This window comes from Rhabdobacter roseus (assembly GCF_014202275.1).
In the GTDB taxonomy this organism is placed as follows: Bacteria; Bacteroidota; Bacteroidia; order Cytophagales; family Spirosomataceae; genus Rhabdobacter; species Rhabdobacter roseus.
On record NZ_JACHGF010000002.1, the window covers coordinates 13,823 to 30,640 of the forward strand.

The following is a 16,818-nucleotide window of genomic DNA, read 5'->3' on the forward strand; positions in this document are numbered from 1 at the left end:
TCTACTAGTCTGATAGCCCCATATTGGATGTTCATGGTCGATTCATAGTCATGGATAGGAATTAATTATTTCTGGTTATCTTCAGATCTGAGAAATAACCTTCGGTTCCTACGTCTACCCACAGGCCAATGGCACCGGAGGCATCTGCCTGCTGTTTCAGATCATGTACCACTAAGGAAGGCTGCTTATTGCCGTTTAGGTAGAGCTGGGCTTGCTTTCCCTTAACCACTATTTTCAGGGTTATCCATTCATTGAGCGCCATGTCTGCGTAAGATTCATAGGCCTCAGGCGCTTCTTTTCTTAAACGGTCAAATTTGAAGTCCGGATAAGCATAATATTGAATGGAGTGGTTGCGGCGAACCTGGTCGTCCGCCCGGGCATTGGTCGGACGTAAATACATACTCTCGTACGTTGAATTCCTCTCATCAATTCGGAAAGCGATACCGATAAATCCCCGGGCAAAATCAGGAGCCGTTGGCAGGAGCCTGCTCAGTACCTTTACCTCGATGGTTCCGTTTGCAAAATCAATTCCTTTGACCCTGACAAAGGTAGGCTCATCAAACTCTTTCACGGTAGAGTCTTTGACTACCCTTACCGCCTGTCTGCCCTGCACTTTTTCGAACGACATTGACACCTGAACCGGATCAAGTGTGTTGTAGGTTAGCTTGACGTGTTGGGCGTTTAAATGGGCTGTACCCAGCAGCAAGCAACTTACCAGGGCAAATAATGTACGTTTCATCCTCAGCTATTTTTAGGCATTCTGTATTCGTCTACGTCAGCACCACAATCTTGCCGGCTCCCTGATTACTTTCCATGTACTGGTGCGCCTGCACGATCTGCTCTAAGGTAAACACCCGGCTTACTGGGAGCTTTACCCGGCCGGCTTCAACCGAGCGGATGAAGTCCTGGAACACTTCCGTAGGACTACTGATCTGGCCGCTATCGTAGACGGTAAGCCGAACTGTAGCGGGGATGAACTCCATGGGAGCAAAGTCAGTAATCGTCCAGGTTTCGGACAACATGCCGCTCATACAGCAGGTACCTCCAAATCCAAGGCAACCAAGCGAGTCCTGGAGGGTGGTAGCCCCAACTAATTCCAGCACTTTATTAACTCCGTGCGGAAATAAGGCCCGCACCTGCTCCTTGATTTTACCATCATCAATGAGCACATACGAAGCTCCCTGCCCTTTCAGTACCTGCTCTTTTTGAGCCTTACGGGTTGTTGCGATAACCGTCAATCCGGCCAGCCGGGCCATTTGCGTGGCCAGCATACCTACTGAGGATGTAGCCCCGCGAATCAACAGGGTTTCTCTTTTTTGAATAGCTAAGGCCAGATGCAGTGATCCATGTACCGTCTGCAACATTTCTGGTATAGCTCCCAATATTTCCCACGGAAGCAGACTTTGAAACGGATGCAGCAGATTTTTGGGCAACAGAATATACTTGGCATAGCTGCCGTCAAAGTCCCGGCCCATACCACCCATCAGGGCCAGTACCTGCTGCCCTTTTTGGTACTCTCCCGAAGGGTCCACTTCCACCTCGCCTACACACTCAATACCAAGTATTCGGGGGAACTGTACATTAGGTGACAAGCCTTTGCGTGTCATTATTTCAGATCGGTTCAGGCCAAAGGCTTTTACTTTGACCAATACCTGCCCTGAAACAGGAGTGGGGATGGGGCGCTCTTCAAGTACAAGCTCCCCGGGTGAGCCAGGATGGTAGATAACGGCAGCTTTCATCAGTGAACTTGGTAAAACGAATGGGTCCGCCTTTTACTGAACCGGAATACTATGGGTGGCTACGGTATGTACACTTATTTTATCACCTTCCATAAAGAATGTATCAGTACCCAGCGGTATGCTGGCAACGTAACCAGACGATATCGGCGGCATTGCCAGTAACGGTCATTTTCTTCATTTCAAAGGCTGAATCCGTTGGGATGGTGACAAAATAATCTGCAAAAAATGGGCAGATGCATACACCCGATAGCAAACAGGCAATGGAGCAGCGCATTGCACCGTCCCGCTTGACTTTCAGTCCGGCTACATGTCTGGCCAGCCCTTTTAAGTCGAAGGTACGACAATAACCCCATGTGTCCAAATGGGAGGCCTTGCTCTGGGCTTCAAGAGAAGGAAGATTCGGTGTACAACTAGGATTCCCATGATTCAGGCCTAATCAGCTGATTAATTTGAATAATAAATTTATCCGGATCAACCGGCTTATTCAAAATACCGGAGAAGCCCACAGCATAAACTTTATTTTCTACTTCTTGAGGTAGGCTGGCCGTCAAAGCGATGATGGGTAAAACCTCCCCCCGCTCGCGCAACAGGCGGGTCGCCTGGTAGCCATCCATCACCGGCATGTGAAGATCCATCAGAATAAGCTGGTGCACGGCCGCATCAAATTTTTCCAGCGCTTCTTGCCCATTTTGGGCGGTGGTGACGTCAAAGCCCCGCCTGGTCAGGTAAGCACGCAGGGCAAGGCAATTGAGACTACTATCATCCACGAGCAAAAGGTGGATCTGGCCGGTTTTATCCGGCTTTAAGGGTATTTGGGCGGCCTTGGTGGCCTGCGGAGATGTCATGTTTATAGAAGCGGGTTACCTTATTCAATACTTAATGAACAGCGTTCCGTAGACTCTTGTTCAAAATTAAATGTATGAACATCAATTCAATCAGCCCGGAATATGATTTTGGTCATGTTTCAGCCTGAGGGTTGAACGGTACCTTTGTTGCGTTCTTTCACCTCCCCCAAAAATAGTCGATGACAGGTATCCCAAGCACCCTGCGTTTTGAACTCTAAGACCGCAGGCTCATTTACTTTGCGGACCAAGCCGATGATCTAGCCGCTGTTTGCTCGGCGAACATGCCATTGGGTATTGGTCGGCTTTATCCCGGTACCCTAATCACGATTCAGGGCAATTCCTATCGGATCAAACAGGTCAAAACCAAGCTCTACCAATGCCCAAAGCAGGTATAGGAGGGGCACATTGGCCGGGAAGAGCCGCTCTCGGTAATTTATGTGATACGAAGCGCGCCGGAATTGGTCTAGCTCCCCCCATACAGCAAAGCTGCGAGTTGCGTTAGGGGAGGAGTTCATCAGCCACGCCATCTGCCATGCTCGAAGGTTGGCCCGTGAATTGCTGGATCTGATCCAAAAGCTCCCTGGGTTTGATGGGTTTATAGAGGATCGCCGAGAAGCCCCCACCATAAATATCTTGCTGTTCATCCAAGGTGTAGTCAGCCGTAAGGGCAATAATGGGCAGAGTCTCCCCCCGCAGCCTCAGCAGATGGGTCGCTTCTAATCCGTCCATTTCTGGCATGTGGATATCCATGAGCACCAGGTGGTGACTTGGATTTAACCGCTGCAAGGCTTCTATGCCATTGCTGGCGTGGTCCATGTCACAACCCCAATGCCGTAAATAAGCGTTGATGGCAAGCGTATTAAAGAGGTTGTCCTCTACAACCAAGATTCGAACGCCGTCCAGGATACGTAGCGTACTTCTGCCAGAGGAGTTAGCGTCCATCATAACGAATGCCTTTTACATATTTTGATATAAATTTCAAAAAAAATATTAGAACTTTTATATCAATAAGGACAGTCTTTGTTTACAATTTTAGTGAGCGGTTAAAAAAACCAAACACGGGGATCAATCCATTTACCTTCAAAATTGTTAATAGTTCCAGGTCAGGCACTCCCATTTGGTCTTCGCCTCCTTACGTCGGCCATCCACGCAGAGTGCTTTCAGGTGGTCCTCACTTTTCCAGCCATACCGGGTTCGGTCTTCCATCAGGATTTCTTCCGGATAGCTGCTCAGTGGGAAAGGGCCTTTCATCGTGGCGCAGGCCACCGGGTTGGTAATTTCCTCCTGCTGCGAGAGGTAGATTTCGTCGGATTCTTTGTGTTGAGCCCGGCTGTGAAAAGTCTAGTCCACCTTGTCGGCGAGGTCGTCGAAATCGCACCTACGTACCTTGTAGGTGATCAGCCGGTGGTTGATGGCATCGTTCACCACTTCGGCCCGGGAGGGGGGGCTTGCCCCAGAGCACGACACCGGCTTAGCGGCGCCTTTCATGGCCCGGCATCTCCCAAGTACCCTACCACCGCCCGCCGCAGCATGAACTTCATCCTTAAAAGGAGTACTTTATAATGTAACCATTAGGAAACCAGTAAAGTGCTCCCTAAAAATGGGGGGGGCAATATCAAAAAGGTTACGTACTATTGGGCAATACTTAATCTCCTCCCCATGCAGAGCTTCCTCCCTTTACACCTACTCGGTGGCCCCTACCGAGGCACCCCGCTTCATGATGCGCTTTCCCGGGCCGCCCTGCCAGATATTACCCACCGTTTAGGGTACCGCGCTAGATTGCTGGGCGTCTGGTTTGCGTTTCGCCCAGGTACTTGGATGAGGCTACTTTCCAAGGACTTGGGATAACCATCTCCTGTATCGTAGCATAATCCGTCATCCGCGCCTTTTTTCTTGATGTTATCATAGAGATCCACGGTGGGAGATTAGTCGGTCGAAGACTTATTTTATGTTTAGCCACCCGTTTTTGTCAACGGGCGGCAGCGGGGGCTTTTATGGATTGATCAACTACAAAACAGACCCCTCGTTACTGCTGCTGTACCGGCAGGGACTCGAAGTCGCCTGGCAACACCTCAGCAAACAGAAAAACATGCGATTTACACCGCTCTGGCCAACCGATTCAGGGAGCCCAAAAGCGGTCTGAAAACAAAGGGTTATTCCCGGAGAACAGGCTGTATGCCTCCAAGGTGGTCAAGGCGCCTTACAGGGGAAATTGCCGGGCCGATTTTATCCTGGGAAATCTACAGAAAATTCCGTTGGATTCAATTGACTACACCATGGACAATACCCATCGGCTGGATGTGGTTTTTGACACCTCGCCCATGCAGGAAAAAGGTGGGCTGGCGAATGGACAGCCACGCCTTACCCATCAATGAACGGGGCCACGTGTGCCAGGATCGCGACGGCCACGAAGCGCATGAGGGGACGTTGTTTCTGCGGCCCTCCTACCACGGTTTGCTGGAGGATACCGGATAGCCGGTGGGGAAGTAGGGTCTTGACCGTGGGCGGCAAGATGGATAGGCTACCACGCTCTCGTTGGCAATTAACGTAGAAAAAGGCTGGAGTTGGGATATGGATGGGATAGCCTCCTAGCTGGTACTAAAAGGGTTTGGCAGCATCCCATCTGCGTTGGGAGACAGTTTGCCGCCAGGTGAGTTTTGACCGAATTACGATTACTTACTTGCGAGGAGTATCCGGGGAAAAGCGACTATCCCTCCCACGAGGACGGGCCGCCCCCACATAGCATGCAGCCAATGGACGGCCTGGAGAATGGTAATTTCGACCAAAAACCAGATCGCGAGCCCACCTAATGCTAACCCGGCCAACCGCCAGGCGGACTTTTTCCGCCGAAGGACCGCCATCAGGGCCATGATATTCAAGACCCCTAAGCCAAACAGAAGGAGGCCGGGAACCAGAAAGTCGCGAAAAACCCCGCGCATCATGTCCACAGGCATACCCAACTAGTGGCCGTCGGGAGCAGCGACGAGCAGGCTACCGCCCAACAGGGCCCCTGCGGCCTCATACCCAAGTACGCTAAGGAGTAGTTTTCGCGGTAGCTTGGGCTGAATAACGGGGGGATGGGTCTGCTCGTTGGTTTTGTCGTGGTAAGTCATCGTTCTTGATCGGTCATGGTCGACATGAAATTAGAAAGAGCCTGTTGGCTAAATTAGGATTTGGCACGTTTTGCAGCATGATTTCTATCATCCTTTTCTCTTCCCGGGAGAAAACCGTAGCCTCTTTCTAATGTTTTAGCGGCCAATAATTTTGAGCAGCGAATAGGGTAAATTCGACGGGCCCTTTCCCGGATCTTTGACCATACAGCCATCCTGCATGGCCCGGTGCCCGACCACCATGACCCAACGTTTGCCGGTTGGGCCAAAGGTCAACAGTACCACCATAATGGCTAACACCTGGCATTTACGCTCGTTGCCCTGATTGTCGATGCGTTTTTATGCGATTTCCGCAGGTGCGAAAATCATTTTTGAACAGGAAGGGTAGTTCTACCTTTGCTTGGACGCCAAAAATCGTAGGTCGGCTTCATATACCCTTCCTTCCTGATCGGACGCCAGCACAATCCAGGGGGCATTCAAGGGGAACGGTTGCTTCGGTCCCGTTACATCGTTGATACGGTTCGTGGCCTTCCAGCCGGCCGTATCGGGTGCCATGACGGTCGTTAAACCTACAAGCACCGCGGCCTGGGTTGTATCGATCCGGCCAAACACAATGTCTCCCCGAGGGGCATTTTCACGGTTGTACACCGTATGGCCCGCCAGGACCAGATTTTCGGTGGCCACCACGATGGGGCGGCTGGGTTCCCGAACCGCTCCCAGGGGAGCGTAAGGAAAATTGGCCCAACGACCCTGCTTCGAACGGACCCGCAGGACCAGTTGTTCCTTGCCTTTTTCATCCAGGCTGTTTTTAGTGGCCAGCCAAAGGGTCCCATCGGTGGTCAGAACGGAGTTGAGATGGTCATCGGCTGTTTTATGGCCGGCTTCAATCACCTCTTCGGGATTCCACTGATGGCTGGGTTGCCGGTCCTGATGCATCCTGATTTTTATGGCTTCCTGGCGCTGATCCGACCAAATGACCCCGATGCCGTCCGGTAGCAGCGAAACCAGGCAAATATCATCCTTATCGAGTCCTTCGGCCAGCATGAGGGGATTGGTCCAGGATGTCCCCTTCGCCTTGGCACTCCATACACACACCTTCCCACCGGCATCCGCCGCGACCCACCAGCGCCCGGCTCTATCCTGCACGATGGTAGCCGTTTCTATGGCTTCGCCAGCAATAGGGGGAGCCAACGTAACGAGTACCTGCGCCTTCCAGTGGTTTCGTTTTTTTTCAAGCTTAAATACCACCAAGGAATGGGTGCCTACGCCCACCGCTACGGTTTCAGTTTCGTTGGCCCACACATCCACCCGGCCGGGAACCCCCTTGAGTGATTCCCGAATCTCCGGGGCTTCTACCCATCCGTTCGGGGTGCGTTGCCACAACGAAGGTCCCGTGGAGGTAGGTAGCAGGGCCCACCAGGTGCCTGAGCGGTACCACAGCTTCGACTGGGGTTTATCGGCCGTAGGGGAGGGGGTATCCACCTGCAAAACGGGCCGGGTTGGAAGGGGCGGAGCTGGGGCATAGGAGCGCTGCGCCACCACCGGAGGAAGGGTAACGCCCAAGCCTTCCATCGCCAGGAATGTAAGAAGTAGTTTTTTTAGCATCGGTCAAGCAATAAGGCCACTATGGTCGAGCGGGCAGGCTTTCTGGCCCGCTCGACCATAGTGGCTAGGTTTAGTACCCCGTATTTTGTGTTAACACCCGGGGGTTTATGTCGATTTGCTGCTGAGGAATGGGAAATAAAAGGTGGTATTCCTGCATGGGATACTGCTTGCTTTGCAATACTTCCAGGGCTCTTCCGGTGCGGACCAGATCGAACCAGCGGTGCCCCTCCAACGCCAGCTCAAGCCTACGCTCCTTTTCCAGGGCAAGTCGGAACGCCCGCTGATCCGCTACTCTTAGGTCTTCGTCCGTGGCCGTTGGGCTCAGCGGAGCCAGCCCGGCCCGGGCTCGTACCTGATTCAGGTACGTAAAGGCTTCACCGGCGGGTTGAAACCCTACTTCATTCAGCGCCTCGGCATACAGGAGCAGCACATCGGCATAGCGGAGTACCGGCCAGTTATCATCGGCTCCCTGACCAGCCGTAAAGGCTCCTAAGAATTTTTTGGTATGACGTCCCGATAAACCCCTTACCGCGTTGCCATTTTGGTCGGTATAGCCTTCGGCTACCGAGACGGCTTTCCGAAGGTCAGAATCGGAATAGGCCGCCAGCAGATCTTCGGTGGGGGTATTGTAGCCCCCTTCCGTGGAAGCCGCCCCCACCAGGACCGCACTGGACAGGTAGGGGGTAAACCGGACGGAGTAGTTGCTGCCGGTTCCTGATCCGGCCTGTTTTTTAAACTGGACTTCAAACAGGGACTCCCGGCTATTCTTATGGGTTGTTTTCCATAAATCCGCAAAATGAGGCAGGAGTTGGTACCGTCCGGAACTAATGACCTCTTTCAGAACCTGAGCCGACTCGGCAAACTTGCGCCGGGTGAGATACACTTTTCCGAGTAAGCCTTTGGCCGCGCCGGAGGTCGCTTTTCCCACCTGAGCCGCGGCATAGGTGGCGGGGAGGTGGGTGGTCGCAAATTGAAGGTCCGCCTCGATGGAGGCATAGATGTCCTGGACCGGCGTACGTCCCATCCCGTAAGCCAGGTCAATGCTTTTTACCTCCTTCACGATCAAGGGCACGTCGCCAAAAATACGAACCAGGTTGAAGTAATACAGGGCTCTCAGAAACCGGGCTTCGGCGATATACTGGTTTTTCAACGGCTCGCTGTCAAACAGGACGGGTTCAATCCGATCCAACACAATATTACAGCGGGCAATGCCTTCGTAATGGTGGTTCCAGACCGTGGAGACAATGGTACTGGTGGGCTGGTCACGAAATTCACTCATTTCAAAGAAGGCGGTCCGCGCCCCCGCGGTCGTACCTACCGTGGTATTGTCCGAGTGCAAATCACCCATGAGGGGTACATAGTCATGAAATACCCCACTGGCGCGTAACGATACGTAGGCTCCGTTGACGGCTACCTCAAAATCCTTCTCGGTCTTATAGAAATTTTCAACGTTGGCGTTGGACAGGGGACTCAGGTTCAGAAACTGATCCGTACACGAACCCAACAAAAAGAGCAGGCCTATCACCCGCCGGGAGAGCATATAGTTCATAGCCATAAAAGGTTAGAAGGTCAGGTTTAGTCCAAGGGTATAGGTACGGGCTAAGGGATATACATCCATGTCCGATCCGGGCGACAGCGAGGTATTATAGCGATTTTGGGAGGCCTCCGGATTATACATGGAGTACTGGGTAAACGTAAATAGATTTTGCCCGGTTAGCACTACTTTTGCCTGGGCAATTTTCAGCCGGGTCAGCAGGGACGGATGGAAGGAGTAGCCCAGGGTAATGTTCTTCAGGCGCACAAAGGAAGCATCTTCCAGGTAGTGCGTAGAAGCCAGCCGACGGTACCCGTTGATATCCAGATTGGCGCGGAATACCTGCCCATTGCCCGGTTCTTCGGCCGATCGCCACCGGTCTCGTGCTTCGCCCAGCTGGTTGAGCCGCCCGTGCACAATGCCTACCCCGTGCTTGGTAAGATTCAGGATTTCAATACCCTGGACTCCGTGCAGAAACACCCTCAGGTCAAAGTTTTTAAATCGGAAGATGTTATCTAAGCCAAAGGTATAGTCAGGGAAGTGGTTTCCGATAAGGGTACGGTCATCCATCGAGATCATCCCATCGCCGCTGACATCCCGAATGATGGGATCCCCCGGTTTATCGGTTGTCAGATGCGGTCGGGCGGCAATTTCATCCGCCGTATTGTAAATGCCCTCAAAAACAAACCCGTAAAAACTACCGATAGGCTGCCCAACCTGCGTGATGTGGGTGCCCTCCATGGTAGACATACCCGTGGTAATAATCGGATCCCCCTCGGGGCCCAGCGCCAGTACTTTGTTGCGGTTGTACGAAATATTGAAGGCCGTCGTCCAGCCGAACTTCCCCACCAGGTTTCGGGTCGTTACCATCCACTCCATTCCCTGGTTTCGTACCCGTCCGATGTTCCGTAAGCTTGAGGTGACCCCCGTGATGCTGGGTACGGGAACGTTGAGAAGCAGGTTGGAATTCACTTTGCTATACAGGTCATAGACCAGTTCTACCCGCCCTTTCAGGATGCGTACATCCAACCCGGCATCCCATTGCCGGGACGTTTCCCAGCTAAGGAGCGCATTGCTAAAGGTAGACGGTACCTGCGCATTGACAATCGCATTACCGAGCACGTACGAGGCTCTACTCAACAGCCCAATGGAGCCGTAGTTGGCAATAAAGTTATTTCCCGTCACCCCGTAACTCGCCCGTATTTTCAAGTCGTCGATTTGGTTTACATTTTTGAGAAAACGTTCCTCGGATAGTCGCCATCCGGCCGAAAGGGAAGGGAAAAGGCCCCATTTTCGATTTTCCCCAAACCGGGAGGAGCCATCCCGGCGAATGGCGGCATTGAGGTAATACTTATCCTTGATGGCGTAGGTGAGTCTTGAGAAATACGACGCCAACGCCCACGCTGACTCCGTCGTCGTACCACTCACAATCTGCCCCGCATTGAGTGTCCTGACCAGATCATTGGGGTAGTTGTTGGTCCGGATTCGGGAGTCCGTTCCCATCGCGTGCTGGGCCGATTGTCCTACCAGCACATCAAGCCGGTGGTCGGAGAACCATTCCCTGCTGTAGCTGAGGGTGTTTTCCAGTACCCAATTGAGATTGGAGCTGGTGCCAAACTCGCCGCCGGGAAGGTTACCTGGAAAGATAACCGACGTGTAAAAAGCATCCTCCAGCGCATTATAGTCCACGCCGGTATTGAACGTATACGTCAGATTCTTGTCTTTCAGGAGATCCACGGAAACCTTGGCGTTGGTGATCAGGCGCAGGTTTTTGTCCGTGCCCCGGGCTTGTTCCAGCAAACTGACCGGGTTATACGCCGCCGAGGAGTTATACCCAAAATCAAGGAAGGAAGGGTAGGATCCATCCGGATTCCGTACCGGGAAAATGCCGGGTAGGGCCAGCGCACTGCCGATGGCCCCCTCGTTCCAGCGGCCGTCGCCTCTCACCTTGTCACTCACGGAATAGGTAGGCGAAAAATTTACGTTGAACCGCACCCGATCCGTCAAAGCGCCGTCCAGGTTCAGGCGGGCCGAGTAGCGTTTAAATCCGGTATTCAGGAGGATCCCTCGTTGATCAAAATACCCGGCCGAAACCATGTATTTTATTTTATCGCTTCCCCCGGCCGCACTGAGGTTATAGTCCGAGATAGGCGCTGTCCGGTATATTTCGTCCTGCCAGTCGGTACGCGTCCATTGCTCGGGCGCTAAAAAGTAGGGGGCAATCTGGTACAGGGCCGGTCGCGCGGAGTTGGGGTCGCTGGGACTTCCGCCCCGATCCACCCAGGCATTTTGAACGGCTTCGATCGCTAGCTCCACGTACTCATCGGGATTCAGCACATCCACTTTTTTCGAAAGCTGCTGAATGCCCGTATACGTGCTGAATTCAATCCGGGGCTTACCCGAAGTACCCCGGCGGGTCGTAACAATCACGACCCCGTTCGCCCCTCGGGAGCCATAAATGGCCGTGGCCGAGGCATCTTTCAGGATTTCGATCGACTCTATATCGTTGGTATTAAGATTACTTAATCCTTCCACGTTCAAAGGAAAACCATCCACCACGTACAGCGGATTGTTGCCGGCGGTGATAGACCCCGTGCCCCGGATCCGCACGTTCAGCGGAGCACCCGGTCCGCCGTTGACCTGCGAAATTTGGACCCCGGCTACCTGCCCCGTGAGCGCCTCCGAAAAGGAACTTACGTTAAAGCCTTCCAGCTTGGCCCGGTTAACGGAGGTAACCGCACTGGTGAGCTCTTTTTTACGCTGGGTCCCGTAGCCCACCACCACCACCTCTTCCAGGGCCCGGGTGTCGGGACTAAGGGCCACGTCCAGGGTGGTTTTGCTTCCTACCATGACTTCCCTGCTGAGGTACCCGACAAAGCTAAAAACGAGCGTGGCGGTGGCGTCAGGAACGTCCAATTGGTAGTAGCCCTTTCCGTCGGTCGTGGTACCGGCCTGGGAGCCCTTCACCAACACACTCACGCCGGGAAGTACCTCCCCCTTGTCATCGCTTACGGTTCCTCTGATCGCCAGGGCGGGCTTCGGTTCCCCAGCTGAAGCGGTGGTTCGGGGGGGCGTGCTTTCCTCCTGGGGCAGCAGGAGGATTCGCCCCGAAGCCATCTGATACGAAATGCCGAGGGGCCCCAGTAAGGTTTGTAACGTTTCCGACAGCGTCTTCGCCGAAACATGTAGGGTCACGGGTCGGTCAGCCTGGATATTTTTAGGACTGTACGCAAATTTGACAGCCGCCTGTTTTTCCAGTTGACGTAACACCTTTTGCAGCCCAACCCGCTCCGCGTGCAGCGTAATGGTCCGATCCATGACCTCCTGCGCCCTGCCTTCGTGTGACGCGTAGGCAAGACTCACGAAAACCACGGAAAAGACCAACTGAATAAAGGAAATCTTCATAACCCGGCGGAGTGGTAGTCGGAATTCAGATTGTAATTTTTTTTTCATACTTTTGAAAAGTTCTGTTTTTAAGAGAAAACAAGGGCACACCATCCTTCCCGCTCGCGTCGATCGGACCCGTTCAGTACGATACGCGGGGAAAGAGGTCAGGGTTGGTGGTGTGGCAGCACTACCAACTCCTTTTGATTGGTAAACGGGTCCAATGGCTGCTTTTAGCTCATAGTAGTCTGGTTAGAGAGTTGGGATGATGTTACGGATTTAGGGTATGGGCCTGGACGTTTCCCCATCGGGGCTTCAAGTACGCAGGAAACGCGGTCGCTAGTTCGTTTTTGGTGTTAACTTACCGTTACTTTTCAAAAAGCATCCTTCATTTACTGACAACCCGGTCCACTAATCAGGATGCGGGTACCTGTTACCTCGTAGGTGAGGCCATTCGAGCGGCATATTAAATTCAACGCGTCGTAAAGGGGTATACCAGCGACATCGCCGGTAAAGGCACAGTCCTCCAGATCGTCGTGCGCCAGGTCCATCTCAATGCCATACGCTCGCTGCAGGTGCCGGATAATCTCCCGAAGGGGCGTCTCGTTAAAGAGCAGGAAGCCCGGTCGTTTCGCGGACGCTATTGCCGTCGGTTCTTCGACCAGGCTCGTGAGCAGTTGTCCACGGGCCGGGTAGTAGGTGGCGCGTTGATTGGGGGTGAGCACGACGCCCCTGGCGGCCTTATCCGTTCCGGGCGGGGCCGTCGTACCGACGCGTTCAAATACGGATACTTTCCCGGTGACGACCTCTACGGTCAGGGCACCCTGGTCCTGCTCGGCCCTCACCCAGAAACTGGTTCCCAATACCCGGGTGACGAGCTTACCGCTGTATATAAAAAAGGGTTGATCCGGTTTGGACACCACCTCAAAGAACGCATCGCCCACCAGCTCTACTTCCCGCTGGTGGCCGGAGAAGAAGGCGGGGTAGTGTAACGAGCTCCCCGGTGAGAGCAGCACCACGCTATGGTCACTGAGCGTCAGCGGCTGAAGCGTATCCGAAGGATTCGTGTAAGTATGGAAAGGAGCGGACTGGAACCGGCTGGCCGGCTGCGGGTCGGCCCCTGGGGAGGGGGGCGTTTTTGCCAAAAACAGCCAGTACGTTACCGTCAGCAGTACCAGGGCCGCCGCGCCGGAATAGTAGACGACGGTTCTTTGCCAAAAAGGGAAGCGAACCGGATGAACGGGCGGCGGAACCGATTCCTCGGCCAGCGTTGCCTGCAAATTGTGCCATAGCTTAGCTTCCAGGGCCTGTTGCTCGGCCTCCGTCAGGGTAAGGGTGGAGTGGGGGTTTAACCGTTCAAACCATAGGTGAATAGTCCGGACTTCCTCTTCGGAACACATCCCTTGCCGGTATCGTACTAAGAGCTCCTGAATTTCCTGGTGTTCCATCGCTATCCGTGTAGGGTGATTAATGCCTACCCCACGCCAGACGACCCGCCTTGGCTCAGCGGCTTTTCACCGTTGGGGTATATGCTAAGCCGGATTACAGGGCTATTTCCCTAAACCAAATCAGTAAATACCAGAAATATCCTATTTTATAGGAGCTATTCGCCAAAAGTTAACCAAAAAGTACCATACTAAGGGAGGGCTAGCCGTGTTCCGGTCAAAGCAAGACCGCATAGGAGAGAAGGAGCAGTGAAATATACGCTTCCTCGAGGTAGAGCCGAATCGCCTTGCTGGCTTTGGTAAGGTGGTACTCCACGGCCTTTTCGGATAGATTTACGTGTTGGGCTATTTGGGGTACCGGCCAGTTTTCCAACCTACTTAACCTAAATATTAGCTTTGATTTTTCGGGTAGGAAATCCATTCCTTTATCCAGGGTCTCGATCAAATCGTTATAGGCAATGGTATGTTCGGTATTCCGGTCTACCAACGGCGAAAAAGCCTGATAGTATTCTACGTAGGCATTGACAGGACCTTTGGACCGGATATGATCAATGATTTCGTACCGAACGGCCGAAAAGAGATAGGCATCCAACTGCGTGATCTTCATCGTGGCCCGTTCTTTCCAGAGCCGGGTGAAGATATCCTGGATCAACTCTTCGGCGATTTCACGGTGCTGTAGTTTTCGGTAGGCTACCAAAAACATCCGGTACCAATAGGTTTTGTAAATGGTTGTAAAGGCCCGCTGATCCCCATTCTGCAACGCTGCGATGAGTTCTTGTTCCGATTCTGGGTTGCTTTCCATCGTTATGCGGGTTCACAGCAGCTACCTCCATGCCACTGATTTTCTCTAAAAGCCAAGGTTGTGGCCTTCTTAACGTTTTCCTTGTGTATTATTTTGGAATACCGGGGCGGCGGCTATGCGGCACGCTTCATTTTTTAGAAGGGTGTTCTTTTCATTTTCGGGTGGTTCCGGGCGCTTTGAGCCTGGCGACGATCGCGCTTTTTGTGGGCGACGCGGTCCATGACGGCGGTTTTTCAACCCGAAGGCCCGTGCGCGGTTTGATTCGCCCGGTTTTGAATGGCTTCCTGTGTACCTGGTTAGCGTTTCCCTTTTTATAAAGGCCGATGTATGGGAAATTTTAATTCCGATCCCTGTATCAGTCATGTCCTGTAGTTAAAAACGATCACTCCAAGCGCTTGCGCATGACATCGGGTGTGGGTAGCCAGGGTGTCATTGCCATAAAATCTCAAAACTTCCGGCAGAGAGAGCTGTTCACCTCCGTAACCGACACTTCTGGCGATAAACGCATAAAAAGCAACGGCAGATGCGCCACGTTACGACCGTAATTGGCAATTAGGCTCTTGCTCAACCGGTCGAGTACCATACGCTCCTCGAATAATGAGAACGCCTCCCGGCAGCCGGGTACCCATTCCTTCGCTTTACCAATTGTCGCGGTAAAATCTTCTTTACTGAATGTCATGAAATGATTCGTTTAATGAACTTTCATGAAAAGCGTTATTACACCATCCTGGTAGCCAGATCAAAAGCTACCGAAGGGTTAGTTCAACAGCCGTTTGGCATCAGGCGGGGTGACCCGGGCCGCCGGGGCGGGGCAGGCTTGGAGCTTTGCGCTTCTATTCAAATGCATCGCTTATTAACAGTTTTGTGCCGCGTTGGCGATCCGAGCCCGCCCGAACGCAAAGCCCGAAACCGATTGTGCGTCACTTTATTGATGCGTGAATTAGGCGGTAAAGTACCTATTGGTTTCCTGCTGTCATTGAATGAAAACAAGACTTTCGCAGCACTTGAGTCTTTATAGGGCCACTCATGGATCTATAAAGTACTTTATGCGGTATTTCAAGATTCCGGATGAATCTCATGTGTATAGCCCAGATTCGAGCTATCTTGGTCATTTATCTTGCCTGCAGTTGCTGGACCAGCCGTTTGAGTTCCTGTAGCTCTTCTCTGAGCGCCTGCGTTTCCCGCCCCAGCCGTTCGTTTTCAGCCTGGAGCTGAAGGGTGTACAGCGCCTGCTCTTCCTGAGCCTGCACCAGGTTGACCATCAGTCCCTGCAGGGAGCGGCCCTGGCTGACCATCTCCTGTGCCGGGGGGAGGCTGGGCAGGTGCTGGTGGATGGCAATGAAATCGGCAAGTTCACGGATGGAGCGGGTGGGGTGGCCCGGACTGAATACGAAATCGGCCCACTGGCTGACGTCGGTTACCTGTAACCGGACCTGATCGGCCGTGAGAGCCAGGGGGTAAAGTCCCACCCGGCCCTGTGCATCGACGCTGAGTGCGTGGCGGGTGCCACCAAGTTCCGATGCCTTCCCCTTCAGGTGGGCAAAGCGTAGCCCGCTTTCACCAGGGCGTCCTCCGGAAAGCACCAGGAAATCTTTTTCGTCCGCTTCAAGAAAAGTACGGCTTGAAAACAGGAGCTGGCCCGGCCCGTTGCTCCCACCCCGAATGTGAATGGCACCTTTCACGTCCAGGGGATACCGGGGGGAGGCCGTTCCGATCCCAACCTTGATGTGGGGATTCAGCGTATCGCCCAGAACAATGGCGTTGCTTACGGCTACCTTGGCGTTTGTGCCCAGGGCTACCACATTTTGAAGGCTGGATGCGAGGGGACCCACCGCCGTGGATTCAGCGCCGATGAAAACGTTGTCCGTGCCCGTGGTATTGACGGCTCCCGCTCGACGCCCCACGAAGGTGTTGTTGTTTCCCAGGGTATTGACTACCCCGGCACTTCGGCCCAGAAAGGTATTGAAGTTTCCCTGGGTATTTAAGGCTCCGGCCTGGGTTCCGATCCAGGTATTCTCCTGACCAATGGTGTTGGTGTAGCCTGCGGCCCGTCCGACAGCTACGTTGGCATGGCCACTGGTTGTGTTGGCACCGGCCACGTCTCCGATGAACGTATTGTTTCCTCCCGTATTGTTGGCCGCTCCGGCGTAATGGCCGATCAGGGTATTGCCAACGGCCGTTTGGCTGGAAGGGGTTAAAGCGGCACCCGCGTTAAAACCCACCCCCGTATTGGCGGAGCCCGTCCGGTGGGCAAAGCGTGTGGTACCGAACTTTATGACATCCTGACCGCTGGCTGCCATAGCCAGACAACCCAGCACGGGAATCATGAATGGTATTTTTTTAAACATAGCCTG

18 protein-coding genes are annotated in these 16,818 nt (G+C 53.3%); 3 read left to right on the forward strand and 15 right to left on the reverse strand.

Annotated elements, in window-relative coordinates; all coding sequences use genetic code 11:
- Positions 1-61: 61 nt before the first annotated feature.
- From HNQ92_RS05090 to HNQ92_RS28885, 6 genes are all read right to left on the reverse strand, one after another.
- Positions 62-739 (reverse strand): 3-keto-alpha-glucoside-1,2-lyase-like domain-containing protein, encoded by a 678-nt coding sequence (locus HNQ92_RS05090; RefSeq protein ID WP_184171866.1) that lies wholly within the window; start codon positions 737-739, stop codon positions 62-64.
- 31 nt (positions 740-770) lie between these two features.
- Positions 771-1,739, reverse strand: coding sequence for a zinc-binding alcohol dehydrogenase family protein (locus HNQ92_RS05095; RefSeq protein ID WP_184171868.1), 969 nt, complete (start codon positions 1,737-1,739; stop codon positions 771-773).
- A gap of 410 nt (positions 1,740-2,149) precedes the next feature.
- Entirely contained in the window at positions 2,150-2,584 is a 435-nt protein-coding gene (locus HNQ92_RS05100; RefSeq protein WP_184171870.1) for a response regulator, read from the reverse strand.
- A 498-nt stretch (positions 2,585-3,082) separates the two neighbouring features.
- Complete coding sequence (locus HNQ92_RS05105; RefSeq protein ID WP_184171872.1) at positions 3,083-3,529, reverse strand: response regulator; 447 nt, start codon at positions 3,527-3,529, stop codon at positions 3,083-3,085.
- A 144-nt stretch (positions 3,530-3,673) separates the two neighbouring features.
- Positions 3,674-3,835, reverse strand: a complete 162-nt coding sequence (locus HNQ92_RS05110; RefSeq protein WP_184171874.1) for a hypothetical protein — start codon at positions 3,833-3,835, stop codon at positions 3,674-3,676.
- Between the two features lie 90 nt (positions 3,836-3,925).
- Complete coding sequence (locus tag HNQ92_RS28885) at positions 3,926-4,051, reverse strand: hypothetical protein (protein WP_281380715.1); 126 nt, start codon at positions 4,049-4,051, stop codon at positions 3,926-3,928.
- Between the two features lie 879 nt (positions 4,052-4,930).
- Here HNQ92_RS28885 and HNQ92_RS28890 point away from each other — a divergent pair.
- Positions 4,931-5,059 (forward strand): hypothetical protein, encoded by a 129-nt coding sequence (locus tag HNQ92_RS28890; protein WP_281380716.1) that lies wholly within the window; start codon positions 4,931-4,933, stop codon positions 5,057-5,059.
- 485 nt (positions 5,060-5,544) lie between these two features.
- Here HNQ92_RS28890 and HNQ92_RS05115 read toward each other — a convergent pair whose 3' ends face one another.
- The 7 genes from HNQ92_RS05115 to HNQ92_RS05145 form a co-directional block, all read right to left on the reverse strand.
- Positions 5,545-5,697: a hypothetical protein gene (locus HNQ92_RS05115; protein WP_184171876.1), complete on the reverse strand. Its 153-nt coding sequence runs from the start codon at positions 5,695-5,697 to the stop codon at positions 5,545-5,547.
- A 135-nt stretch (positions 5,698-5,832) separates the two neighbouring features.
- On the reverse strand, positions 5,833-5,982 hold the full coding sequence (locus HNQ92_RS05120; protein WP_184171878.1) for a hypothetical protein: 150 nt from the start codon (positions 5,980-5,982) through the stop codon (positions 5,833-5,835).
- A 102-nt stretch (positions 5,983-6,084) separates the two neighbouring features.
- A complete protein-coding gene (locus tag HNQ92_RS05125; protein ID WP_184171880.1) occupies positions 6,085-7,299 on the reverse strand; it encodes a hypothetical protein in 1,215 nt (404 codons plus the stop codon).
- Between the two features lie 70 nt (positions 7,300-7,369).
- On the reverse strand, positions 7,370-8,848 hold the full coding sequence (locus HNQ92_RS05130) for a RagB/SusD family nutrient uptake outer membrane protein (protein WP_221307391.1): 1,479 nt from the start codon (positions 8,846-8,848) through the stop codon (positions 7,370-7,372).
- Between the two features lie 12 nt (positions 8,849-8,860).
- Positions 8,861-12,238: a TonB-dependent receptor gene (locus HNQ92_RS05135; RefSeq protein WP_184171882.1), complete on the reverse strand. Its 3,378-nt coding sequence runs from the start codon at positions 12,236-12,238 to the stop codon at positions 8,861-8,863.
- 371 nt (positions 12,239-12,609) lie between these two features.
- Entirely contained in the window at positions 12,610-13,665 is a 1,056-nt protein-coding gene (locus tag HNQ92_RS05140) for a FecR family protein (protein ID WP_184171884.1), read from the reverse strand.
- A 214-nt stretch (positions 13,666-13,879) separates the two neighbouring features.
- Positions 13,880-14,464 (reverse strand): RNA polymerase sigma factor, encoded by a 585-nt coding sequence (locus HNQ92_RS05145; RefSeq protein ID WP_184171886.1) that lies wholly within the window; start codon positions 14,462-14,464, stop codon positions 13,880-13,882.
- A 29-nt stretch (positions 14,465-14,493) separates the two neighbouring features.
- Between HNQ92_RS05145 and HNQ92_RS05150 the strand changes: the two genes are divergently transcribed.
- Complete coding sequence (locus tag HNQ92_RS05150; protein ID WP_184171888.1) at positions 14,494-14,781, forward strand: hypothetical protein; 288 nt, start codon at positions 14,494-14,496, stop codon at positions 14,779-14,781.
- 128 nt (positions 14,782-14,909) lie between these two features.
- Here HNQ92_RS05150 and HNQ92_RS05155 read toward each other — a convergent pair whose 3' ends face one another.
- Complete coding sequence (locus HNQ92_RS05155; RefSeq protein ID WP_184171891.1) at positions 14,910-15,143, reverse strand: hypothetical protein; 234 nt, start codon at positions 15,141-15,143, stop codon at positions 14,910-14,912.
- A 3-nt stretch (positions 15,144-15,146) separates the two neighbouring features.
- Here HNQ92_RS05155 and HNQ92_RS05160 point away from each other — a divergent pair, with 3 nt between their 5' ends.
- The gene (locus HNQ92_RS05160) at positions 15,147-15,482 is read left to right on the forward strand and encodes a hypothetical protein (protein ID WP_184171892.1); all 336 of its coding nucleotides are present in this window, start codon (positions 15,147-15,149) and stop codon (positions 15,480-15,482) included.
- 94 nt (positions 15,483-15,576) lie between these two features.
- On the opposite strand, the gene HNQ92_RS05165 is transcribed toward HNQ92_RS05160, so the two are convergent.
- Positions 15,577-16,812 (reverse strand): cell division protein ZapB, encoded by a 1,236-nt coding sequence (locus HNQ92_RS05165; protein ID WP_184171894.1) that lies wholly within the window; start codon positions 16,810-16,812, stop codon positions 15,577-15,579.
- Between the last annotated feature and the right edge of the window lie 6 nt (positions 16,813-16,818).